Origin of the sequence: Staphylococcus sp. HMSC34C02 (assembly GCF_001838705.1) — a bacterium.
Classification (GTDB): Bacteria; Bacillota; Bacilli; order Staphylococcales; family Staphylococcaceae; genus Staphylococcus; species Staphylococcus borealis.
The window spans coordinates 263,124-287,388 of sequence record NZ_KV838592.1 but is presented as its reverse complement, the minus strand read 5'-3'; the positions used below and the strand labels follow the sequence as shown (position 1 = coordinate 287,388).

Here is a 24,265-nt window from a genome sequence, read left to right as displayed (position 1 = left end):
CTCTATCTCAATTGATTTTGTAATTCACTTAGTTTAAGTAATGCTTCAATCGGTGTCATATTTGATATATTAAGTTTTTTAATCTCTTCTTCGATTTCACTTACTGTTGGTTCTGAATCGAATAGATTAAATGATGCTTGTTCAAATTCATTGCTTGTTGCATGATTGTCAGTTTGTACTTTTTTATCGCTATCTTTTTTATTTTGTGTAGCGTTAATATCGTGGCTATCGACTGACACCGATTCCTTAAGCACTGAATTACTAGTTTCTTCATAATCATTGGCGTTTTGATGTTGTTCGAAAGCATCTAAAATAACTTGCGCACGATTAATCACTTCATCTGGTAGGTTAGCCAGTTTAGCTACTTGAATACCATAACTATCATCAACAGCCCCATCTTTTACTTTATGTAAGAAGATTAACTCTCCTTGATATTCATCAGCGGCAACATGTACATTTTTAAGGCTTGGTAGTGCTTGATCTAATGTAGTTAATTCATGATAATGCGTTGAGAATAACGTTTTTGCGTGAGACGTTTGAGCAACATACTCAATCATGGCTTGGGCTAAAGCTAAGCCATCATACGTCGAAGTACCTCTACCAATTTCATCGAAAATGATTAAACTATTTTCAGTCGCATATGTTAATGCTTTTTGTGCTTCTAACATCTCTACCATAAATGTACTTTTCCCTGATACTAAATCATCTGCAGCACCAATTCGAGTAAAGATTTGATCAAATATTGGCAATGTTGCCTTATCACATGGAACATATGCCCCCATTTGAGCCATAATACTGATGATTGCAACCTGTCTCATGTAAGTTGACTTACCTGACATATTAGGACCAGTGATAAGATAAATAAAGTTGTCTTTGTCTAATTCACAATCATTAGGAACGTAGTCATTATAGTCCATTACACGTTCAACCACAGGGTGACGTGAGTTTTCTAATTTTAATGTTTTATTATCACTAAATTCAGGTCTAACATAGTTGTATTTTTGTGCAATTTCAGCAAAACTTTGCAAGCAATCAAGTTCAGAAATAATTTTAGCCTGCTTTTGAAGTCTTTCCGTATAAGTTTTAATATGTTCTCTTAAACGAACAAAAAGTTGATACTCAAGTTCTACTGCTTTATCTTCAGCACCTAAAATAATATCTTCTTTTTCTTTTAACTCATCTGTTATAAAACGCTCAGCATTTGATAAAGTTTGCTTACGGTGATAACCATATTCATTCGGTTCAAATCCTTGTAAGTTTGCTCGTGTAATTTCTATAAAATATCCAAATACTTTGTTGTAGCTAATTTTAAGTGATTTAATTCCTGTTCGCTCTCGTTCTTTAGCTTGTAACTGTGCCAACCAATCTTTACCATTTTTAGAGGCCTCTAAGAATTCATCTAATTGTTTACTAAAGCCATGTTTAAACAAGCCACCATCTTTAATGGAAATAGGTGGTTCTTCAATTAAACTGTCTTCTAATACCTGTAATAAATCTTCTAATGGTTCAAGAGAACTAAATTGGTTTGTTGCAACGTCATTCATACTTTCGAGAAGTGCTTTAATATTAGGAATCTCAGAAATTGAATGTTTAAGTTGAATTAAATCACGTGCATTGACGTTACCATAACTTACGCGACCAACTAATCGTTCTATATCATAAACTTGATTTAAATAACCTCGTAACGTATCTCTTTCAATGAAGTGATTCATGAATGATTCAACTATATTTAGTCTCTCTTCTACTCTTTCTTTATTAATTAAAGGTCTGTCTATCCATTGCTTAAGTCGACGCGCCCCCATTGGTGTTTTCGTTTCATCCATTAACCATAAAAGCGTGCCTTTTTTAGATTTTAATCTTATACTTTCAGTTAATTCTAAATTTCTTTTAGCGTAGTAATCCATCTTCATGAAATCAACTGCAGCATATGTGATTGCACTCTCTAAATGAGATAGATCTCTCTTTTGTGTATGATATACATAGTCGAGTAATAATTGAGTAGCTTGATACGTATGATGATCAGTTAGTTGATTAACCTCATATGAAGCATCCGAAATTGTTTCTCTAACAGTTATTGTTTCTGTTGTTAAATAGATTTGTTTTTTAAGGCTTTCATCAATTTCTTGATTAACAACGATTTCGTTAGGATTTATCGTTACAATTTCATTTATTAAAGTATCTTCATCTTCAATTTGAGTAGCTTTTAATTCACCAGTTGAAATATCACAATAACTTAAGGCATAGTTACTATCTTGTTTAATAAAACTTAAAATATAGTTATTTTGGTTCTCATCCATACCACCTTGTTCCATTACTGTTCCAGGTGTTACTACTCTAACTACTTCTCGTTTTACCATACCTTTCGTTTGCTTAGGATCTTCCATTTGTTCACATATTGCTACTTTGTAGCCATTATTTATTAACGTTTCAATATAGCTATTCGCAGAGTGATAAGGTACGCCACACATAGGAATTGGGTTTTCTTTTTTAGCATCTCTTTTAGTCAATGTAATTTCTAATACTCTAGACGCTTCTTTTGCATCCTCAAAAAACATTTCATAAAAATCGCCTAATCTAAAGAATAATAAACAATCTTGGTATCGCGATTTAATTTTCAAATATTGTTGCATCATCGGTGTCGTATTCGACATATTTTCACAACCTTACTATATTTTTCCGAATTATAACGTACTTTTAACTTATATATTTTAACATATGAAATGTTACAACGCTCGTGAGTTCATTTAATTTAACTTTATATAATATTGCAAAATTTATTTATCACAATGATCAATAAAAAAAGATTATCATAACAAAATTAAGAATATAGACATTTTTTATACGTCTGCCTCTTTCTTTTGAAAATGATAATCTCAAATTAATTAAAACAACTCTTCATTCACAAAGTATTATTTTTTAAACTTATCCAGTAATCCTCGTTTTTTCAACATAAAAAGTAAGAAATAACTAATCGCAGCACCTATAAAACTTGAAATAATAAACGCTATCATTAATGGTTTAACAAAGAAATCTTGCATGCCTAAGAACCATGCCATTGGAATACATAACAAACTTCCTATTATACCAGTACCAATTACTTCACCAACAGCAGCCATAAAAATATGTTTCCTGTACATATAAAACACACTGGCTAAAAGTACACCAATCATACTTCCTGGAAATGCGAAAAAGCTACCAGTGCCAAATAAATTTCTTAAGATCGATGAGATGAGTGCTTGAGCTAAACCATACCATGGTCCCACAAATACTGCACATAATACATTGATAAAATGTTGCACAGGTGCTGCTTTTATAGGTCCCAATGGAATGATAATAAAACTACTTAACACAACGTTAGTGGCAATCAACAATGCTGTAAGTGTTAGTTTTCTATTGTTCATAGTGCTTATCCCTTTCTTATATTATTCCTTATGTTCATCTTCATTATGTTCGTTTAAACGATCTTCCATAGTACTTATCATCAGTTGTAATAAATCATTCGCTTCATATTGTGCAGAGCGAAATTCCTCAACTATTGGTAATTCATTAATTTCATGTTCTAAAGCTTCAATCTCATCTTCTGATTGTTGATAGGCATGCTGTTTACCGTAATTTTGAAAATTAACTGACTGCTTTTGTTGTTTTTTTAAACGGTTCATTTTATTTTCAATATTACGATTGTCATGAATTTGTTTTTCTATATTTTGATATGATTTTATAAGGTCTAAATCTTTAATTTTATTTGTGAGTTGATCGGCTTGTTTTAAAATTTCATCTTTGCTATACATTTAATTAGTCACCATTGGCGCACTATGAAATTCTTTGAATGTACCATTTAATGAATATTGTTTTGTTTCATCAATTTCAACGTCTACTAATTTTCCGATTGCCTCACGTGGACCTTTAAAGTTTACTAATTTATTCTTCTCAGTATAACCGGCTAGAACCGTATCATCTTTCTTACTAACACCTTCACATAAGACAGTTACTGTGTGCCCTTCATATTGATTCATCGCTTTTTCAGAATAATGACCTACTTTTTTATTTAAACGTTGCAAGCGCTCTTTTTTCACATCTTCAGGTACATTATCTTTCATTTTAGCAGCTGGCGTACCATCTCTTTGAGAATATAGGTACGTATATGCATGTTCAAATTGGACCTCATCATATAATGATAGTGTTTCTTGGAATTGTTCTTCGGTTTCGTTAGGATATCCAACAATTATATCTGTCGTTAATGCGACATTCGGAATGGCATTTTTAATTCTATGTACCAAATCTAAATAACTTTCTCTCGTATATTTACGTCCCATAATTTTTAATACAGCATTATTTCCAGATTGCACAGGTAGATGGATATGTGGCACTATATTTCCACCTTGAGCTATAACTTCAATCATTCTATCCGTAAAGTCCCATGGATGACTTGTAGTAAAACGTACTCTTGGGATATCAATTTTAGAAATATCTTCTAATAAATCTCCTAATCCATAATCTAGATCCTTAATATCTTTACCATATGAATTCACATTCTGACCAAGCAAAGTGATTTCTTTATAACCATCTCGTGCTAAACCACGAACTTCGTCAATGATATCTTCTGGTCTACGACTACGTTCTTTTCCTCTAGTAAATGGCACAATGCAATATGTACAGAATTTATCACAACCATACATAATATTAACCCATGCTTTCGTACTGCCTTCACGAACTTTTGGTAGGTTTTCAATAATGTCGCCTTCTTTAGACCAAACTTCTACAACCATTGCTTTAGAAAGATATGCTTCTTCTAATATTTCTGGTAATTTATGGATATTGTGTGTACCAAAAATCATATCTACATTTTGATATGACTTAAGTATCTTATTTACGACTGACTCTTCTTGAGACATGCATCCACAAACACCGATTAATGCTTCAGGTCTATTCTTTTTTAAATGTTTTAGGTTACCAATTTCACTAAAAACTTTATTCTCAGCATTTTCACGAATTGCACAAGTATTAATCAAAATAACATCCGCTTCATTTATATCATCTGTAGCTGTATAGTCTAAAGCTTGTAAAATCCCAGCCATTACTTCTGTATCGTGTGCATTCATTTGACAACCATATGTTTTAATTAAGAATGTACGCCCTTTTCCCATTCCTTGGTATTTGTCTTCTATATGAAAATCGCGATTATAATTAATATCTTGTTTACCTCGTTTACGTGCTTCTTTTAAACTAGGTGGTTGATAAATTTTTTCGAAGTATTTACTATAATCTTTTTCTACTTTCTTATCGCGCTCATTTAAGATATTTATCGTACCAGCTTTTCTTTGTTCTTCATTCACTTTAAAAAATTCCTTTCTATATGCCCTAATATCATTAGTTCATTATATTAAAATTAATTATAAAGTGCAAAAAGAGTTAAAATAGTTAATAAATTTGTCATTTTAAAAAGGAGTGAGTCAGAATTCTTTTAAAATTCATCGTCCACTCCTAGTTTGCTTTGCTTGTAGTATTCTTAATGATGCTCTACTTGTTGGGGCCCTTGACTAGAACTGAGAAAAGCTTGATTAAAGCGCCTTCTCAGTTCAGTTAGCTACTGCGAATTTACAAAATAACATCATTATATTATTTATGTCCTAGCCCCTTCAAAAGCCATTTATTCACTATCATATTTTCCTGTTAACGTTTCAATTGTGATACCAGCTGGTACATGATAAAACTTAACTTGACTAATAATACTTGGACATTCTAATTCAACCATTCGTTCATGTAATTTCTGAATTAGGATTAAACATTCACTCATATCGCCTTGAACTGTGGTTTCAAGAGGACCCACTCTAAAATGTAGACCAGAATCATTTATGATTTTGATAGCCTCATCTACATACGGTATAACGTCTTCGTTGTTAGGCGTTTTTGGAACGATTTGAATACTCATTAATGTATCTTGCATTAATAATCACCTCAGTCTATTCTATTACTTTAATTCTACCACGCATTAATTAAAATTGCCTTCAGTAATTGCTATATTAATTGCTTTACTAAAATCAAACATCTTATCGTCCCAATTCGATTCGTCCAACCTACTTTTACGGTTGCTCTTATTATTTTTGAATAAAGATTTTCTCAAACTAGACGTTAACTCTATTTGCACACCTACACCATTTTTTGTACAATTCACGATATTATTATCTTGAGTACCAGACATATGACTAGGTGCTTCTTTTACTTCTATACCAATTTGACTTAATTCTTCAACAATACGCTCTTTTAAAAGATTATCTTTACCACCGATATAAGCGATTTCATCTTCACCAAGACATCCATGAATTGTGATTGCACGTTCACTTGTTTTTACTAAATCCATAGCAATGTCATTATCATAATTAATAGATGTTACGTGCAACTCATTGTTTCCTTTTGTTCGCATACCATTAAATGCAAAATAATTAAATTGTCCATCATTAGCAATAACACGCGCAAGTTCAGTAGTAGCAGGTTCTATTCCACCGCCATGTATCGCTAGAATTGTTATTTCGCTATCTCTATTATCAGTGACAATTTCCCAATCTTCATTCTCAATCGTTTCACTTTGCAATTCTCTCATAGACTGATATTTATCCATTTTGAAACCTCACTTAAGTAAATTATTATTACTTTTCTTTTCCCTTCATTTTATTCCTAAAAAGTATTTATCTAAAATTTAATAATGATTACTTAAACTAAATACTTTTAATAGTATCTAAATACTAATGTATGATTCAAAAAATATGTAATGAATAGGTCGTTATACAAAAAACTCACCTCCAAACATACGTTGTTTAGAAGTGAGTGAATTAAATTTTTATACAAATTGAGAAGTTAAGTTGTTGAAATCTTCTTCAGTTATATGAATATCTCGCTTAGATAATGCACTTTCATTTAGTTCTTCTATTTGAGATTCATATGACGGGGTTTCAGTGTCTTGATACACGATACCTTTGACTAAAGACTCATGATCTAAAACAGTCTTCATAGCTAATTGTTTATCAGACGTATCATAGCCTTCTATGTCATCTAAGCTTGTTAAATGTTCTTTAAACCAATCATACGTATTTACTTTGTTATAAGTAACACATGGTGAAAAGACATTTACAAATGAAAAGCCATCATGATTAATCGCATCTTCAATGAGCTTAGTTAGCGCTTTAATATCACTAGAGAACCCTTGGGCTACAAATGTTGCACCTGATGATAATGCTAATTCAAGTGGTGCAACATTCTTCTCGATATTACCTTTAGGCGTAGATTTTGTTATGAAACCTACTGCAGATGATGGAGAGGTTTGCCCTTTAGTTAAGCCATAAATTTGATTGTCCATAACAATATACGTCATGTTCATATTACGTCTTAATGCATGAATAGTATGTCCCATACCAATAGCGTATCCATCACCATCGCCACCAGAGGCAATGACAGTTAAATCCTTGTTCGCCATTTTAACCCCTTGTGCTAGTGGTAATGCGCGTCCATGTATACCGTGTACGCCGTATGAATTAATATAACCAGATAATCGGCCTGAACAGCCAATACCAGTAATGATTGCTACTTCCTCAGGCTCTAATCCGACGTTGGCAGCTGCTTTTTGAATAGCTGCTTGAACTGAGAAATCACCACAACCTGGACACCAATTTGGCTTCACATTATTACGAAAATCTTTAAATGTAGCCAATTAAACCAACTCCTTAATTTCACTTACTACTTCTTGCCCTTTAGATTCAATTTCATGAGGTAAGAAAGGTGTACCATCATATTTAGTTTGATTAATCAATTTATCTTGAATTGTTGTATTCATTTTAAGGATATTTGAAAGTTGCCCTTGATAATTATGTTCAACAACAATGACTTTAGATGCTTTATTAATAGCTGATTGAATAACATCTTTCGGCATAGGATGAAGTTGACGAATCTGCATAGTATTCACTTTTAAACCTTGCGCATTAAGTCTTTCAGCGCCTTCTTGAATCGCACCTTTACTAGATATAAATCCAATAAATAAAATATCGGCTTCTTCGTGTTGTTCATTTAATTCAACTGGCTTTTCTATTAATAGATTTGCTGTTTTACGCATTCTCTTGTCCATTTGTTGACGTCTATTTTCAGCCGCTTCACTTGGTTTACCTTCTTCATTGTGTTCTACGCCAGTTACATGATGTATACCACCTTTAACTCCAGGTATAGGTCTAGGTGATACACCATTTCCTGTTAACGCATATCTTCTAAAGTATTGTTTGTCATCCTCTTCACGTTCAATATCAGATTGCAATAATTCGCCTCGTTGAATGTGAATTTTATTATAATCAAGATGTTCAACCGTTTGTTTACCTAATGATAATTGTAAATCACTCAATACTATTACTGGACATTGATATGCTTCAGCTAAGTTGAACGCTTCAATCGTTAAATAGAAAGCATCTTCAGCATCAGTAGGGGCTACGACAATCTTTGGTATATCCCCATGCGTACCATAAATCATTTGCATTAAATCAGATTGTTCTTGTTTAGTTGGTAAACCCGTTGATGGTCCACCACGTTGTGTATTAATAATTACTAATGGTGTTTCCGTCATACCTGAAAGGCCTATAGCTTCCATCATAAGTGAAAGACCTGGTCCTGCACTGGCAGTAAATGCTCTAACACCTGCATAATTAGCACCGATTGCCATATTAGCTGCAGCAATTTCATCTTCAGTTTGTACTACTGTACCGCCTACTTTAGGTACGTTCGCAATCATATATTCCATTATTTCAGATGCAGGTGTAATTGGATAGGCAGCCATGAAACGAGAGCCCGCTGAAATAGCACCTAACCCTATTGCATCATTACCAATCATATATAAATGAGGATCTTTATCCGTTGGTTGCAATTTAAAATCTAACTGTAAATCATTTATTTGTGCTTTCATCAATGCATAACCTTGATTTAAAGCTTCAATATTCATTGCTACAACGTTTTCACCTTTTTTGGTAAACATATTTGTTATAAGCGTTTCGAATGTAGTTGTATCTAAATCCATGATGGCACACGTTGCACCAACAGCAACCATATTCTTCATAAGTGCAGTACCTAGTTCTTTAGCTGTGCTAGTAAATGGTAATTCAATAAGTTGAGCACGACACGCTTCAGGTTTCGTCGGTTTTGCCTTTGCATCAGCAATAATAATACTATCCTCGCGCATTTCATGATGGTTCAATTCAATTGTTTCTTGGTCAAAAGCCACCAAAATGTCCAAATCATCACTAATTGCATGTACAGGTGTAGTGGATACTCTAATTTTATTATTAGTGTGTCCGCCTTTAATACGGCTTGAGAAATGTCTATATCCGTATAAATAATATCCTTTACGGTTCATCGCTGTGGCAAAAATTTCACCTGTCGATTCGATACCTTCACCTTGTTGTCCGCCCACTTTCCATGATATTTGTGATTTCATATCATATGCCTCCTGTGGAATTAATTCATAATAAATCATAACAAAAATAACCACCGTCTTACTATGACAACAGTGGCAATTATTTAAATTCATACTAATGGACTATATCCAATCGTCTATGAATGGTTTCAAATTATTTATTAAAAGGATGATCGTCGTTGATGAGTATTCTTTCAATATGCTTAGTTTTTCCTTCTTTATCTAAATCTATAATAACACCTGAAAGAACACTTCTGCCATCATTCGGCACAACATGACGTTGTGGCAAGCTTGTGATAAATCGTTCAATGACTTCATCACGATTAATTCCGAGTATTCCGTCATAATACCCTGTCATACCTACATCTGTGATATAACCCGTACCATTAGGAAGCACACGTTCATCCGATGTTTGAATATGTGTATGCGTTCCCACTACCGCACTGACTCTGCCATCTAAATACCATCCCATTGCGTTTTTTTCTGATGTCGTTTCCGCATGGAAATCCACAAAAATGTAATTCGTTTCTTTTTTAGCTTCTTCAATTAGTTGATCAGCTTTTTTAAAAGGGTCATCTATATCTTGCATAAATGAACGTCCTTGTAAATTTATAATCGCTAATTTAATATCATTAATTTGAATAAATCTCATACCTACACCAGGTGCTTCACTAGGGAAATTTGCTGGTCTAACCATTCTATTTGCATTATCAATAAAATCATAAATTTCACGTTGTCCATATGTATGATTGCCCATTGTCATGAAATCTACACCATCTCTTAATAATTGTTTATACAATTTTTCAGTTAAACCTTTACCATGTGCTGCATTTTCAGCATTAACGATACTTACAGTCGGTCTATAAGATTGTTTAATTTTAGGTAAATATTCAGCAATCGCATTTCTTCCAACTTTTCCTACGATATCGCCAATAAATAATATTCTCATTGAATGTTCATCCTCTCATAAAAATAGTTTAATTCATATAGGGCTATAATAAAAGAGGATATTCTCACTCTTTTTAAATTAGATATCTATTTACTTTAGCATGTATACAACATATGTTAAGATAGATTTAACAAAAATAATAGGAGTTGTAAAATTTACATGTCAATTAATATTGATCCAGAGAAGTTTGCAGAATTAGTGGTAAAATCTAATCCGTCTAAATCAGAAGATGCAGAAGACATTGCTAAAGAAAGTCTTGAATTATACATCAATGCTTATCGTTTAGCGGAAAGATACTCAAATATTGCTACTAATTGTTATGATACAGCAGAAATTATTTCTGAATTGAAAAAAACTGATTTACAACTTAAATAATTTATTAAATCATCAATTAAGTAAAACACAAAAATATTTTAAGTTTACATTTAACAATTATTATAAGTGATTGAATTTTAAGTGTTAAGTTGTACATTTGCACTAATGTTCAATCATTGGTTCGGAGTGAGATAAAGAAATTTATCTTGCTCCTTTTTATATCTTAAACTTGAAGTATGACAAATGATCAATTAATTTTCAAGTTCTCCCTTTCATATATGTTAAAGTTCACCTGGTACTTCTTTTACGGTATGACCTCATTTTTAACTTTTAAATGACGCTTTAAAGGCATAAAAAAACAGATCCAAAAATTGGATCTGTTAAAAATTATTTCGCATACTCTACTGCTCTTGTCTCTCTTACAACTGTCACTTTGATGTGACCAGGATATTGTAGTTCATCTTCAATTTGTGATTTAATGTCTCTAGCCAACCTGTGTGACTTCAAGTCGTCTATTTCCTCAGGTGATACAATGACTCTTATTTCTCGACCTGCTTGGATTGCGAATGCTTTTTCAACACCATCATAACCTTCAGAAAGTGTTTCTAAACGTTCCAATCTACGTATATAATTCTCTAATGTCTCTTTACGAGCACCTGGTCTTGCTGCAGATAATGCATCAGCAGCTGCTACCAAAATAGATATGATTGACGTAGGTTCTACATCACCGTGATGTGAATGAATTGCATTAATGACAGTGTCATTTTCTGCATATTTCTTAGCTAGTTCAACACCAATTTCTACGTGACTTCCTTCAACTTCATGATCGATGGCTTTACCTACATCATGAAGCAATCCAGCACGTTTGGCTAAGCTGACATCTTCCCCTAGTTCAGCAGCTAACATTCCAGATAAATGCGCTACTTCAATTGAATGTTTTAAGACGTTTTGACCATAGCTTGTTCTATAATTAAGACGACCTAAAACTTTAACTAAGTCTGGGTGCATGTTATGAACATTAATTTCAAATGTGGCTTGTTCACCAGCATCTCTTATAATGTCATCTACTTCTTTTCTAGCTTTATCAACCATTTCTTCTATTCTGCCTGGATGGATACGTCCATCTGAGACTAAATTAACTAATGCAGTACGCGCGATTTCACGTCTAATTGGATCAAAACCAGATAAAATGACTGCTTCTGGTGTATCATCAATGATTAAATCAATACCTGTTAATGTTTCTAAAGTTCTAATATTTCTACCTTCTCTACCAATTATGCGACCTTTCATCTCATCATTTGGTAAATTAACTACTGAAACTGTTGACTCTGTCGTATGATCAGCAGCTAAACGTTGTACGGTAGTAGCCAATAATTCTTTTGCTTTTTTATCAACTTTTTCTTTAGCTTCTTTTTCTTTTTCTTTAACAAGTACAGCAATATCTTGTGACAGTTCTTGTTCAACCCTTTGAAGTTGTTCATTAACAGCTTCTTCTTGAGTGAGACCGGAGATGCGTTCTAATTCTTGTTCATGCTTCATTATTAATGTTTGAACACTACTCTCTTTTGCATCTACTTGTTGTTGTCTTTCTTCAAGTTTAGATTCCTTTTGTTCTAAAATCTCATCTTTTTTATCAAGAAGATCAGATTTTCGATCTAAATTTTCCTCTTTTTGAAGAAGTCGGGCTTCTTGTCTTTGAAGCTCACCACGTCTTTCACGTAGTTCTGATTCAGTTTGTTCTCTTATGATTTGGTTTTCTTCTTTTGCCTCTAATAATTTTTCTTTTTTGATATTATCAGCTTCTTTTTGACCTTGCTTAATAATATCATCAGCAGTTTGTCTAGCTTGTAATTGCTTTTGATGCAATAAATTTCGGGCTACAATATACCCCACAACAACCCCTAGAATAATCCCCAGCAAAATGAGTAGGAGGTTTAATAAATTCACATAAACACCTCCTTTTTCTAGGTATTTGCTTTGTATATCAAAATCTCTTCATGATTTTTATGAATGTATAATAATTATACATATCAATTGTACGTTTATTAACTTGTTAGTGTCAAGATATGAAATTGCACTGGTGTGATGGTCATTCATTCCAATCCCCGATCCCCACCTTGCTTTGCTTGTTGAATTTCTTATGGAAATTCTCTTTGCTGGGCCCCCAATCCCCAGCTTGCTTTGCTTGTTGAATTGCTTGATGTGATTTCTTGTGTTGGGTCATGTACAACCGGGATATCTATTTAATTGAATTCACTTTATTTAAGTGTTTGTTAAATTCTATGCCATACAGCAAATTGCTATCACTATTTATAACGTTTTCTCAAACTATGTATTCATTGAAAGTTCTATTTTTATATAACAAAAAGTCTACTACATTTTCACTGATACACTACTTCTGTTGACACTTTTTTCATTGTCCATAACGAAAGTAGCTTATCAAATGTAGAAGACTCTTATCATGTTTCAAGCAACTATTTAAATGAATCGTTTTGTTTACTCATACGTTTCAAGTAAATTAATATACCTGTGTTTAATTCAAAATTAAAGTTTTAAACGCTATTCTTCATCAAATAATGTTTGAGGCGCATCTTCTTCTTTATCCTCAACATCACCATCAAAAATACCAAGTTTTTCTCGTAATTTACGATCAATTTCTTCTTTAACTTGTGGATTTTCTTTAAGATACGTTTTTACATTTTCTTTACCTTGACCCATGCGATCACCGTTATAAGAATACCATGCACCTGATTTATCTACGATATCATTTTCAACACCAAGATCAATCAATTCACCTTCTTTAGAGATACCTTGACCATACATGATGTCTACTTCGGCAACTCTAAATGGAGGTGCAACTTTATTTTTTACAACTTTAATCTTAGTTCTATTACCAACAATTTCTTGTCCTTGTTTTAACTGTTCAGCACGACGAACTTCTAAACGTACAGAGCTATAGAATTTTAACGCACGTCCACCTGGTGTAGTTTCAGGGTTACCAAACATAACACCAACTTTTTCACGTATTTGGTTAATGAATATAGCCGTAGTATTCGATTTTGAAATGGCACCAGATAATTTACGTAGTGCTTGTGACATTAAACGGGCTTGAAGTCCCACATGTGTGTCACCCATCTCACCTTCAATTTCTGCTTTAGGTGTTAATGCTGCAACAGAGTCAACTACTACTATATCTACTGCGCCACTTCGAACAAAAGCTTCGGCAATTTCTAAACCTTGTTCACCATGGTCTGGTTGTGATAGATATAAATTATCAATATCTACACCTAGTGCTTCAGCATATACTGGATCCAATGCGTGTTCGGCATCGATGAATGCAGCAACGCCACCATTCTTCTGTACTTCAGCAATAGCATGTAAAGCTACTGTAGTTTTACCAGAACTTTCTGGACCATAAATCTCAATGATTCTACCTTTAGGATAACCTCCTACACCAAGTGCATTATCTAAAGTAACTGAGCCACTTGATACACTTGAAACACGACGTCCTTTGTTGTCGCCTAGTTTCATAACGGCACCTTTACCGAAAGATTTTTCCATATTTTTTATAACTGTATCTAAAGCTTTTTGACGATCATTATCCAAAGCGAAACCTCCTATTAATGAGTTAATCCTCGTATTAATATCTTAACTAATACTATACATTCATTTGAATCTAATTACAAGTTTTTTGCGAATATTTGTTCGCTTTTATTGAAGTGTCTAATCACAAAATCGAACAAACGTACTCAATAAGTGCTCATATTTTCAAAAAGAAACATTATTTAAACCAATTTAATAATTTTATCATGGCATAATTTTGACTTCTGTTTTGTAATATATTTCGTTTTAACGGCATTTTAAATGTTTCAAATTTAAATACACGTTCATCGCTATATCCAAGATAAACTTGCTCTTGATCATGTAATAACGCTATACCCAATTTAGTTTTATATAAATCTTTTACATATTGTGTTGCGTATTTGAGTTTATCTTCAATATTATCTATCTCAGAGATAAAGACACGTGAATCTGGTAATTGTCCCTCTAAAAGATGATTGGTATCATAATTTTTTAATCGTGTGTACAGTGCGCCATTAGTCACACCATCATATAGACTAAAGCGTGTATCCATAGCATTCATTAGTGCTTGTTCAATTACAATATCATCTGAACCATAATAATATTTCCCAATTCTATCAAGAATTGCATTCTTAGTAGGTTCAATTAAGTGTTTACATTCATTTTTCGTATCGGCATTGGCAGTTAATCTTATATATACTTCATGCGTACCAGCTAACGGTGCGATGGTTGGGTTATCTTGATGATCGATTAAATCCATTAATTCAGTTTCAACTTTAGATTCTCCAATTCCAGCAAATCTCAATTGTTCTGAAAAAATAACGCTATCATCATCCATTAAACAAGGTAATAATTCATTTTTAGCCATTGGTTTCATTTCACTTGGCGGACCAGGTAGCAAAATAACTTTCTTATCTTCTATTTCCACTAACATACCTGGTGCCATTCCATAGTGATTTTGTAATACTTTAGCACCTTCAATAACTAACGCTTGTTGTTTATTATTCGGCGTCATTTCTTGACCTTGTTCTTTAAAATAATTTTCTATATATTCTAATGCTGTAGCATCAGTTACTAGATTTTTACCAAGCACTTTTGCAACAGTATGCTTTGTTAAATCGTCTTTCGTAGGTCCTAATCCTCCAGTGAACACAATTGTGTCATATCGTTTTAACCCGTCTTTAATTACACGTTCTAATCTTTGCGGATTGTCTCCAATAACCGTATGTTCAACGACACTTTTTCCAATACTGTTAAATAATCTTGATAAATATTGTCCATTTGTATTGGCAATTTGGCCCAATAAAAGTTCTGAACCTACAGCAATAATTGAAATATTCATGTTCATTTCTCCCTATAGTGATAATTCTTACACGACATCTATTATTATAATGCATCGAATGACGCTTATTCTAAAATTTAAACTTAAAAAACCAAGAATAACTAGGAATAGCGTTGTCTTTCTATTCACTAGTATTCTTGGTTATATTTTCACTAATTTAATGTTTAAAAACATCTCTACCTTTATAAAAGTATTCAATACCAGATAAAATCGTAAATAAAACACCAATATAAAGTAATACTTGGCCTATTTGAATGCCTATCCAAGTTGCTAATAAATCACCCAGTAAAATCCAGATAATTGCAACCATAGTCACAGCAGTTTTAATTTTGCCTAATTGTCCTGCCGCACTTACAAAACCTTGCTCAATTTGTAATAATCGTAATCCTGTAACTGCAAATTCACGTGCGATAATAATAATGGCTACGACAGAATTCGTAAGTCCTAATTGGACCATAACTATTAATGCACTTGAAACGAGTAATTTGTCGGCTAAAGGATCTAAAAATTTACCCATATTCGTTACAAGTTGCCATTTTCTAGCTAAGTATCCATCAAGAAAGTCACTTAAAGAAGCTACAATAAAGATAATTGCAGCAATAAATTGCTCAATGCGGATGTCATATCCACCTAAAATAGATACATTGCCAAATCCAAAGTTCACTAGAGCAAATAAAATGAAAACTGGAATTAATATTACCCTAAAAATCGTGATTTGATTTGGTATATTCATGTTAAAGCCTCATTTCTAATTTTATCTCTTATTTTATAATAGTAACACAGCTAAGACCCATAAGATAAACGTAATTACAATAATACCGCCAATTAATATCATTAATTGTAGAGGTTCTTTATCTTTAGTGCGATATGTAGGCGCTTCATCATTATGGTATCTGTTCAGAAGTTCATTTAATTGATGTTGACTATCCGGTATTTCCTCACGATGCGCTTGTATCAATTGATGTGAATCTATATTTACTACACTCGCATATCGGCGAATAAATCCCTCTGCATAGTCCACTTTCGCTAATTCATCAAAGCGGTTTTCTTCGATTAATTTAAGCGTATCACGTTTAATTTGAGTACGCTCTTCTAACTCTGCTAAAGTCATACCTAATCTTTCGCGTCTACCTTTCAATGTTTCACCAATTGTCTTCACTTTCAAAAGCCTCCACAACCACTATTCAAAAAATCCAAAACCTCCGCCAAACATGTCTTCTCCAAAGTCTAGCGAATTTTTACTTTTAACCGTTTGTTGCTTCATTTGATCATATTCAATTTCTTGATTTTCATTCTCTCGCAATTCAATAATATAATCAAAATCATCCATGCTATAGTTCCCTGATTCTACAAATAAGTCAGGATGTTCAACCACCTTAATTGATGGTAATGTCATGACTTCACGAACTAATTCTTGATGCTTAGGATTTGATTCTCTAGCAGTGACAGCGCCATCAATAATATAGACATGATTTGAATCATATTCCCCTTTAATAAGTGAACTGCGTACAGTTTGCTTAATTAAAGTAGAGCTTATAAATAACCAACGTTTGTGAGCACATACGCTTCCAGCTACTATAGATTCCGTTTTTCCTACACGTGGCATACCTCTGATACCAATCAACTTATGACCTTCCTCTTTGAAAAGTTCAGCCAAAAAATCAACTAATAATCCTAAATCTTCACGTTCAAAACGAAATGTCTTTTTATCATCAGCATCTTGTTCAATATAACGTCCATGCCTTACAGCTAATCTATCACGCAATTCAGGCACTCTTAATTTGGTTATTTCTATTTCACTAAGTTCATTGATTATATGTTCAAAGCGATTAACTTTTTCAAGACTATCTGTTTTAATTAATAAACCTCGTCGGCCTTGATCTACCCCATTAATCGTAACAATGCTTATGCCTAACATGCCAAGTAAACTTGAAATATCACCTAGTAAACCTGCTCGGTTAACCGTGATTTCATACTCAAGATACCATTCTTTTTTTTCGGCTACTGTCATCAATATCCGCCCCTTGTTTTAAAATGGTAACCTACCATTGGAATATTAAAAATTAGTAATCATATTATAGCATTTAGAACTTAATACAAACACAAATTTTTTTATTCTTCGTTTTCAATCTGTCTCAAATTAGATATACCAAGCACCATTGACTTTTTGAATTGTTCCAGTAACACTTTTTGCAAGTGGACTCCACAAATAAGCACATGTATGAGCAATTTCATCAGGAGTTATCATTCGCTGTTGTGGTAACTCTGCTAAAATAGACGCCATATCGTCTGAATTAAATGATTGTGCCATATTACCACTTACAAAACCAGGCGTAACTGCATTGACAGTGACATTCGTCATTGCTAATTCCTGGCTTAGCGCTTTAACAAAGCCAATTTGAGCACTCTTCATTGTAGAATAAATGGTCTCCATGCTTGCACCTGTTTCCCCCCAAATGGACGAAATAACAATAATTCGACCATATTCACTATGACGTATTGTGTCTATAAAGTAACGACAACATCGTATTAATTGCTTAACATGAAGATTGTAGCTATGATCAATATCTTCATCTGACATATCTTGTAGTAAGCCGTACAAAGCTGTACCACTACTATATATCAAGCAATCAATATGTTTCACATGGCCAAACGTTTCTTCCAAATCAATATCTTGTGATAAATCAGCTTGTATAAATTCAACAGCTTCTCCTTCATACTTAGCTTGTAACGTATTTATATCAGATTGAAAATATTGAACAATGACTTCGTTACCTTCCTCTAATAACCGTTCTACAATTGCTGTACCAATACTTCCTGAGCCACCTAGTACTAATGCTCTCATTAAGATTTAAGCTCCAAACGACTATCAACCATATTATCAATATTTAAAAACTTAGATGCTGTTTCATTAATACTGTCTAATGTTATATTCTCAATAATATCTAACATATCGAACACACTAACACCCTCAAAATATAATTTAGCATATTGATTCGCTATATATTCAGGAGAATTTAAACTTGAAATATATTCACCAATAAATTGTTTTTTTAATAAATCAAATGCTTCTTGGTCTTTCAATTTACCGCGATGCATGTTGAGTTCATTTAATAACACTTCTTTCAACTTATTTGGATGTTGTGTCGCACTCGTAATGATTGAAAAACAATAGGTAGGTTCGAGCACAAATTGATAGCCAAATGATTCATCAATCAAATCTTCATTCAATAATGTTTGATAGAAATCCGTTTCTTCACCAAATACTAATTCGAAAAATAGCGTCATTTCTAAATCATGTTGTACATATTGTTGTGGTGATGCCTTAGTTGGTTCATTTTTAAATCCTAACATTAACCTAGGTGACTGTAGCTTCATTTCTTCAGTTACAAAAGGTGTTATCACTTTAGTTGGCTCATCAATAGTCGCTCTTTCAATACTAGGTTGATTCGTTTTATCTCTTTTATTTTCATGCGTTTCAACAATATCGCGTATATTTTCTGGATTCACATCGCCAACTACAAATAACACCATATTCGATGGATGATAAAATGTTTCATAACATAGATATAAGTCATCTTTTGTAATATTATAGATACTCTCTACGCTACCAGCTATATCCACTTTAATTGGATGATTTTGATACATCGCACGTAGCGTATTAAACATAATTTTATAGCCAGGTTGTTCTTGATACATTTTTATTTCTTCAGCGATAATACCTTTTTCTTTATCAACCGTTTCCTTCGAAAAAAATGGTGTCTCTACCATTTCTAATAATCTTAGAATATTACTTTCAACATTATCTGTGGCACTGAATAAATAACTAGTACGATCAAAACTAGTAAATGCATTGACTTGCGCATTATCACTTGCAAATGCAGTAAATAAATCTTCAGTGTCATCCTTTTCAAATAATTTATGCTCTAAAAAGTGAGCAACGCCATCTGGTACAGTTACAAACGCATCTTGATTATGTGGTTTAAAAGTATTATCTAGAGAGCCAAATTGAGTCGTATACGTTACGAATGTTTTTTGAAACCCTTTTTTGGGAATAACGAATAAACGTAACCCATTAGCTAATTCATGTTCAAATACACGCTCATCAATGAGTTCATAATATGTTTCTTTCATTAAGAATGACCACCCTTCGTAAGTGCGTAAATCGTATCAAGTTTTGCTTTATTGGCCATAGTTACCACATCTTCTTTAGTAACTTTTTGGATGTGATTAATATAGTTTTCATCTGTTTGCACACGTTCTAAAAGTAACTGATTTTGCATAACTTCGATAATACTTTTAGGTCGATCGGCAATCTCATGTCTATGAGAGATGATAATTTTTTTGGCGAGTTCTAATTTATCCTCGTCAAACTCACCACGTTTAAATTTATCAAACTCTTCCAAGATTGTATCTTTAGCAAGTTCAAATTTATCTGCTGATACACCACTTAATACAAAGAGATAACCATTTTTACCATCTAATTGTGAATGGATTGAATAGGCTAGACTTTGTTTTTCACGTACTTCATTAAATAAAACGGATGATGGGTCCCCACCAAACATCGTATTTAATACTACTAATGCATAATAATCTTGTGCCCCAAAACGCGTTGGAAAGCGATAACCCATATTTAATTTTGCTTGATCCACTTCATCCTCTTCAACAATATATTGTGGTTCTGAGTTTGAATCCATTAAATACGGTTCATTAGATTGCGTCATTTCAAATGGTTTAATTATAAATTTCGATTTGATTAATTGCTTAACCTCTTGTTCATCTACATTGCCAACAACATAAACCGAACATTGATCATTGTTAATCATATTTTGATATGTATGATATAAGCTTTCAGGTGTAATTGTATTTATTTTCTCAATTTGCCCTGTCGCTAAGTAGCGATACGGTTCATCTTTAAACATGTATTTTAATAAATTTAAAAATGAATATTGCGCCTTATTATCGATAATAGCTTCAATTTTTTTAGTTAGTAAAGATTTTTCTTGATTAACAAATGTTTCGTTAAACGCACTATTTTCAATGAGTGGTTTATTGATTACTTCATATAAGACATTCAATCCTTTTTCAAAAAGTGGTGTTGAATCTTTGAGGTAACGTTCATTAACAATTTCTAATGAGATAGTGATCACATGTTTATCTTTAAATTTAGAAACAAAACTATGTATGTAAGCACCATATAATTCTGACAGTTGTTTACTAAACGCTTTATCAGTTGACCATTTTTGTGTAGCACGAACTAATAATTTACTAAGTAAAGATCGTGCTGTGATGGTTTCGTAATCTAAAGGTGCCATAAATTTGAAAGTAATCATAGTTGTCTTAAATTTATCTGTAGGTAACACATCGATATGTATGTGTTGGTCTTGATTGATTTGTTGTTCTAACACATTCATCCACACTCCTTAATATCAAATCTATATTTTTGTACGTGTCAGTTTAAATTTAACTAAACTGCTCTTCACATAATTTAAAGAATATAAAATAGGTTTACCCAATTCATCATAGTGTACAACCTTTAATAGCATTAAACCTTCATGTGGAGAAGCGTTCAGAATATCAGAAATATGTGGCTCATAACTAATTGCTTCAACTTCTGTTTCAGCAGAAGCAACTTTATGACCGGTATTCGTCTCAATTGCATTTAGCATGGAACCATCACTGATTTGATAATCAGTACAGGTAAGATAATTTTTTGAAATTTTATCCAAACAATAAATAACTGGCTGATGATTTGCAGTGCGTAGACGCTCGATAATTGTAATTGGTTGTTTATCTTCAATGCCTAACATTTGTGCATCTAATATGGAGGCAGGTTGTTCCTCTAAACTCAAATATTCAGTTCCTGAGTGGTAACCTGCTTCTTGAATCATATCGTTAATGCTGAATAATTTATTTAATGGATAGAAGAAGGGGTGTAATGACTTTACACTTGGTCCTTCTTCAAAGTTATCAGTCAAAACTTGTTCAGTAATGAGTTCACCAATTGCATCATAGACATCGTCTGTTTTCACATTCAATTCTCTGGCAATAGATAAATTGCTAGGTAGTTTATCACCAGGTTTTAAAGATTGTTCTTTAATTTGCTTAAGAATATACTCCTTAACTTTAAAAGCTGCATTTGTCTCTGTCATCATTTACACCTCTTCATCATCTAAATTTACTAATACTTGTCTTGGTTTACTACCTTTTTGCGGTCCGATAACTTGGTTTCGTTCTAAATCATCCATTAATCTAGAAGCACGATTATAGCCAATTCTAAATTGGCGCTGTAATAGCGACGTACTTGCTTTTTGCTGCTCAATAACAAATATATAGGCATCATCATATAGAGCATCTTCACTCTTCATTTCTGATTTGTCTACAGGTGCATCTGGTTCCATTTCTTTCACGTAATTCGCTTTTTGTTGTTCAACAACATAATTAACAACATCTTGAACTTCTTGGTCACTTAAGAAAGCACCTTGTACACGCGTTTGAGATGACTCTCCATTACCTACATAGAGCATATCACCTTTGCCGAGTAGCTTTTCGGCTCCACCAGAGCCAATAATTGTTCTAGAGTCAGTTTGAGAACTTACGGCAAATGCAATACGTGAAGGAATGTTGTTTTTAATAATACCAGTGATTACATCTACTGATGGTCTTTGTGTTGCAACGATTAAATGAATGCCTGCTGCTCTGGCCATTTGAGTAATACGTTGAATGGCATTCTCAACTTCTTTACCTGCAACCATCATCAGATCAGCTAATTCATCTACAATAACTACGATATATGGTAATTCTGCTTGTTTCTCATCGAGTTCTTCATTTTGACGTCGTATAAATTTATTATACCCTTCAATGTTACGTGTAGACGAATGTTGGAATAAATCATAGCGTCGTTCCATTTCTGCCACTACCTTTTCTAAGGCTTGAGAGGCTTTATGTGGATTGGTCACTACTGGTATTAGTAAATGTGGCACCCCATTATACACATTTAATTCTACCATCTTAGGGTCAATCAACATGAGCTTAACCTCATGTGGTTTAGCGTTTAATAGAATACTAGTAATAATACCGTTAATACATACAGACTTACCACTACCTGTTGAACCGGCGACAAGAAGGTGTGGCATTTCATTCAATTGAATTGTCATTGGTTCACCAGAAATATCTCTACCAAGACCTACTTCTAATTTGTTACTTGCTGGAAATTTAGATTCAAGCACTTCCTTAAGGGTAACTAATGAAATCTTATCATTTGGCACTTCAATGCCTACTGCTGAACGTCCAGGTATTGGCGCTTCAATACGTACATCTTTTGCTGCTAATGCAAGTGCAATATCATTATGTAAGTTCACAATTTTGCTTACTTTAACGCCTTGAGCAGGTTGAATTTCATATTGTGTTACGGCTGGCCCAATTTTAATCTGTTTCACTTTAGCATTAACACCAAAGTTTTTCATTGTAGATTCAAGTATTTGGCCTTTACGTTGAACTTCAGCCTTAGACGTTGTTTGTTGTTTAGATGGCTGATTAAGTAATGATAATGGCGGAATGTGATATGCAGCATTAGCCTCTTCTCCCGCTTCAGAAATTGAACCGTTCATTTGATGATCATTATTAGAAGCTGAATCTGACTTTGTATTATGATGTTGATAGTTGTCGTTATTTTGATTTTCTTCTTTAGCATGATCTTCGTTATTAATACCAAATTGTCTTTTCTTGCGCTTGTTAACAGGAGGTTGTTTATTTTCTTGCGACTCACTATGACCATAAATAGGAATGTCTTCCGGTTCTGGATTAACTTCTGGAAAATCACTTACATCTTTAATTTGCTCTGACTCAAGTTGTTCTTGTTCAAATTCATTTTGTCTTTGACGCTCACGCTCTGCTTCTTTTTCACGTTGGCGCGCTTCTTTTTTGAGTTTATTTTGTGCTCTTTTTTCTTTCAAATTAGATGACGCACTTTGACTCGAATTTTTCATTTTATCAATTAAAGATTTGACAACATCTCTATGTCTAAGTTTAAGCAATAGTATAATACTTGAACTTAATAAAACTAATGTGAGGATGATGACACCTGCAATGGAAATAAGTGGAATAAATATTTTAAGTAAATAGAATCCTATTAAACCACCACCGAAATTTGGAAAATGACTATGTTCATAAGCCTTATATACATAAGATAGAACTGGCTCTCTTTGAGATACCGCCCCTTTTTGAAAATGGTAAATAATTTGTGTTGTAATCAATAACACAAATTGTAGCGATATCAATCCGAAAGTACGTCTTGTCTTAGGGAATTGCTTTTGCATTGCAATATAAACCGTAATTAAACTGAGTAATATGTATGTTAAATAGCGACTCATTCCAAACAAATAATTGAAAAAGCTATCTATCATTCGACCCACAATGCCTAATTGGAACATTCCTAAAATCGACAAAATGACTATTATGATTGCAATAACATAGCGTAAAGAACTGTCCTTCTTCTGTTGCTTTTTTTTAGTCGATTTACGGGTTGTTGCGCCCTTTTTACGGGTTGTAGTTTTTTTCTTAGTTTGTGGCAAAATCGTACACCTTCTTTATTTCTCACTTAGTAACTCTTTGTAAAACATCTAATTCTCATTTT

General features: G+C 33.1%; 20 protein-coding genes and 2 pseudogenes. 1 reads left to right on the top strand and 21 read right to left on the bottom strand.

Going from position 1 to position 24,265, the window contains the following annotated elements; translation table 11 throughout:
• Nucleotides 1–2: 2 nt before the first annotated feature.
• From mutS to HMPREF3239_RS09985, 9 genes are all read right to left on the bottom strand, one after another.
• Nucleotides 3–2,630, bottom strand: a complete 2,628-nt coding sequence (gene mutS, locus HMPREF3239_RS10025; protein ID WP_371106764.1) for a DNA mismatch repair protein MutS — start codon at nt 2,628–2,630, stop codon at nt 3–5.
• Between the two features lie 279 nt (nt 2,631–2,909).
• On the bottom strand, nt 2,910–3,401 hold the full coding sequence (thiW, locus tag HMPREF3239_RS10020) for an energy coupling factor transporter S component ThiW (protein ID WP_053029350.1): 492 nt from the start codon (nt 3,399–3,401) through the stop codon (nt 2,910–2,912).
• 21 nt (nt 3,402–3,422) lie between these two features.
• Nucleotides 3,423–3,788, bottom strand: coding sequence for a YlbF/YmcA family competence regulator (locus HMPREF3239_RS10015; protein WP_070855551.1), 366 nt, complete (start codon nt 3,786–3,788; stop codon nt 3,423–3,425).
• Entirely contained in the window at nt 3,789–5,333 is a 1,545-nt protein-coding gene (gene miaB, locus HMPREF3239_RS10010; protein WP_070855550.1) for a tRNA (N6-isopentenyl adenosine(37)-C2)-methylthiotransferase MiaB, read from the bottom strand.
• A gap of 314 nt (nt 5,334–5,647) precedes the next feature.
• A complete protein-coding gene (locus HMPREF3239_RS10005; RefSeq protein ID WP_053029347.1) occupies nt 5,648–5,944 on the bottom strand; it encodes a thiamine-binding protein in 297 nt (98 codons plus the stop codon).
• Between the two features lie 45 nt (nt 5,945–5,989).
• The gene (locus HMPREF3239_RS10000; RefSeq protein ID WP_070855549.1) at nt 5,990–6,616 is read right to left on the bottom strand and encodes a poly-gamma-glutamate hydrolase family protein; all 627 of its coding nucleotides are present in this window, start codon (nt 6,614–6,616) and stop codon (nt 5,990–5,992) included.
• 219 nt (nt 6,617–6,835) lie between these two features.
• Nucleotides 6,836–7,702 carry a 2-oxoacid:ferredoxin oxidoreductase subunit beta gene (locus HMPREF3239_RS09995; protein WP_053029345.1) on the bottom strand — a complete coding sequence of 289 codons (867 nt, stop codon included), beginning with the start codon at nt 7,700–7,702 and terminating at the stop codon, nt 6,836–6,838.
• Nucleotides 7,703–9,463, bottom strand: a complete 1,761-nt coding sequence (locus HMPREF3239_RS09990; protein ID WP_070855548.1) for a 2-oxoacid:acceptor oxidoreductase subunit alpha — start codon at nt 9,461–9,463, stop codon at nt 7,703–7,705.
• 133 nt (nt 9,464–9,596) lie between these two features.
• On the bottom strand, nt 9,597–10,391 hold the full coding sequence (locus HMPREF3239_RS09985) for a TIGR00282 family metallophosphoesterase (RefSeq protein WP_053029343.1): 795 nt from the start codon (nt 10,389–10,391) through the stop codon (nt 9,597–9,599).
• Between the two features lie 159 nt (nt 10,392–10,550).
• Here HMPREF3239_RS09985 and HMPREF3239_RS09980 point away from each other — a divergent pair, with 159 nt between their 5' ends.
• Nucleotides 10,551–10,766 carry a hypothetical protein gene (locus tag HMPREF3239_RS09980; RefSeq protein WP_053029342.1) on the top strand — a complete coding sequence of 72 codons (216 nt, stop codon included), beginning with the start codon at nt 10,551–10,553 and terminating at the stop codon, nt 10,764–10,766.
• A gap of 327 nt (nt 10,767–11,093) precedes the next feature.
• Here HMPREF3239_RS09980 and rny read toward each other — a convergent pair whose 3' ends face one another.
• The 12 genes and pseudogenes from rny to HMPREF3239_RS12810 all read right to left on the bottom strand — a co-directional run.
• A complete protein-coding gene (gene rny, locus HMPREF3239_RS09975) occupies nt 11,094–12,653 on the bottom strand; it encodes a ribonuclease Y (RefSeq protein WP_070855547.1) in 1,560 nt (519 codons plus the stop codon).
• A gap of 612 nt (nt 12,654–13,265) precedes the next feature.
• A complete protein-coding gene (recA, locus tag HMPREF3239_RS09970) occupies nt 13,266–14,312 on the bottom strand; it encodes a recombinase RecA (protein ID WP_053029340.1) in 1,047 nt (348 codons plus the stop codon).
• Nucleotides 14,313–14,487: 175 nt separating this feature from the next.
• Nucleotides 14,488–15,630, bottom strand: a complete 1,143-nt coding sequence (locus HMPREF3239_RS09965; protein ID WP_070855546.1) for a CinA family nicotinamide mononucleotide deamidase-related protein — start codon at nt 15,628–15,630, stop codon at nt 14,488–14,490.
• Nucleotides 15,631–15,787: 157 nt separating this feature from the next.
• The gene (pgsA, locus tag HMPREF3239_RS09960; protein ID WP_070855545.1) at nt 15,788–16,363 is read right to left on the bottom strand and encodes a CDP-diacylglycerol--glycerol-3-phosphate 3-phosphatidyltransferase; all 576 of its coding nucleotides are present in this window, start codon (nt 16,361–16,363) and stop codon (nt 15,788–15,790) included.
• 33 nt (nt 16,364–16,396) lie between these two features.
• Nucleotides 16,397–16,789 (bottom strand): helix-turn-helix domain-containing protein, encoded by a 393-nt coding sequence (locus HMPREF3239_RS09955; RefSeq protein ID WP_070855544.1) that lies wholly within the window; start codon nt 16,787–16,789, stop codon nt 16,397–16,399.
• 21 nt (nt 16,790–16,810) lie between these two features.
• Nucleotides 16,811–17,641: a YmfK family protein gene (locus HMPREF3239_RS09950; protein ID WP_016930681.1), complete on the bottom strand. Its 831-nt coding sequence runs from the start codon at nt 17,639–17,641 to the stop codon at nt 16,811–16,813.
• Between the two features lie 129 nt (nt 17,642–17,770).
• Entirely contained in the window at nt 17,771–18,475 is a 705-nt protein-coding gene (ymfI, locus tag HMPREF3239_RS09945; RefSeq protein ID WP_070855543.1) for an elongation factor P 5-aminopentanone reductase, read from the bottom strand.
• Entirely contained in the window at nt 18,475–19,764 is a 1,290-nt protein-coding gene (yfmH, locus tag HMPREF3239_RS09940; protein WP_053029335.1) for an EF-P 5-aminopentanol modification-associated protein YfmH, read from the bottom strand. Before yfmH ends, ymfI begins: the two co-directional genes overlap by 1 nt.
• A complete protein-coding gene (gene yfmF, locus HMPREF3239_RS09935; RefSeq protein ID WP_070855542.1) occupies nt 19,764–21,044 on the bottom strand; it encodes an EF-P 5-aminopentanol modification-associated protein YfmF in 1,281 nt (426 codons plus the stop codon). Before yfmF ends, yfmH begins: the two co-directional genes overlap by 1 nt.
• Before the next feature lie 21 nt (nt 21,045–21,065).
• Entirely contained in the window at nt 21,066–21,782 is a 717-nt protein-coding gene (locus HMPREF3239_RS09930) for a GntR family transcriptional regulator (RefSeq protein WP_070855674.1), read from the bottom strand.
• Nucleotides 21,783–21,785: 3 nt separating this feature from the next.
• Nucleotides 21,786–23,243: pseudogene (locus HMPREF3239_RS12815) on the bottom strand (DNA translocase FtsK); the annotation flags it as partial.
• 149 nt (nt 23,244–23,392) lie between these two features.
• Nucleotides 23,393–24,203, bottom strand: a pseudogene (locus HMPREF3239_RS12810) (cell division protein FtsK); the annotation flags it as partial.
• Nucleotides 24,204–24,265: the final 62 nt, after the last annotated feature.

What these genes read in the sequence shown, in the direction of transcription:
- mutS (WP_371106764.1), bottom strand. Translation starts at nt 2,630, where the DNA reads ATGCAACAATATTTGAAAATTAAATCGCGATACCAAGATTGTTTATTA.
- yfmF (WP_070855542.1), bottom strand. Translation starts at nt 21,044, where the DNA reads ATGAATGTGTTAGAACAACAAATCAATCAAGACCAACACATACATATC.
- HMPREF3239_RS09950 (WP_016930681.1), bottom strand. Translation starts at nt 17,641, where the DNA reads ATGACAGTAGCCGAAAAAAAAGAATGGTATCTTGAGTATGAAATCACG.
- HMPREF3239_RS10005 (WP_053029347.1), bottom strand. Translation starts at nt 5,944, where the DNA reads ATGCAAGATACATTAATGAGTATTCAAATCGTTCCAAAAACGCCTAAC.
- yfmH (WP_053029335.1), bottom strand. Translation starts at nt 19,764, where the DNA reads ATGAAAGAAACATATTATGAACTCATTGATGAGCGTGTATTTGAACAT.
- pgsA (WP_070855545.1), bottom strand. Translation starts at nt 16,363, where the DNA reads ATGAATATACCAAATCAAATCACGATTTTTAGGGTAATATTAATTCCA.
- HMPREF3239_RS10000 (WP_070855549.1), bottom strand. Translation starts at nt 6,616, where the DNA reads ATGGATAAATATCAGTCTATGAGAGAATTGCAAAGTGAAACGATTGAG.
- HMPREF3239_RS09985 (WP_053029343.1), bottom strand. Translation starts at nt 10,391, where the DNA reads ATGAGAATATTATTTATTGGCGATATCGTAGGAAAAGTTGGAAGAAAT.
- HMPREF3239_RS09990 (WP_070855548.1), bottom strand. Translation starts at nt 9,463, where the DNA reads ATGAAATCACAAATATCATGGAAAGTGGGCGGACAACAAGGTGAAGGT.
- HMPREF3239_RS10015 (WP_070855551.1), bottom strand. Translation starts at nt 3,788, where the DNA reads ATGTATAGCAAAGATGAAATTTTAAAACAAGCCGATCAACTCACAAAT.
- HMPREF3239_RS09965 (WP_070855546.1), bottom strand. Translation starts at nt 15,630, where the DNA reads ATGAATATTTCAATTATTGCTGTAGGTTCAGAACTTTTATTGGGCCAA.
- HMPREF3239_RS09980 (WP_053029342.1), top strand. Translation starts at nt 10,551, where the DNA reads ATGTCAATTAATATTGATCCAGAGAAGTTTGCAGAATTAGTGGTAAAA.
- thiW (WP_053029350.1), bottom strand. Translation starts at nt 3,401, where the DNA reads ATGAACAATAGAAAACTAACACTTACAGCATTGTTGATTGCCACTAAC.
- HMPREF3239_RS09930 (WP_070855674.1), bottom strand. Translation starts at nt 21,782, where the DNA reads ATGACAGAGACAAATGCAGCTTTTAAAGTTAAGGAGTATATTCTTAAG.
- ymfI (WP_070855543.1), bottom strand. Translation starts at nt 18,475, where the DNA reads ATGAGAGCATTAGTACTAGGTGGCTCAGGAAGTATTGGTACAGCAATT.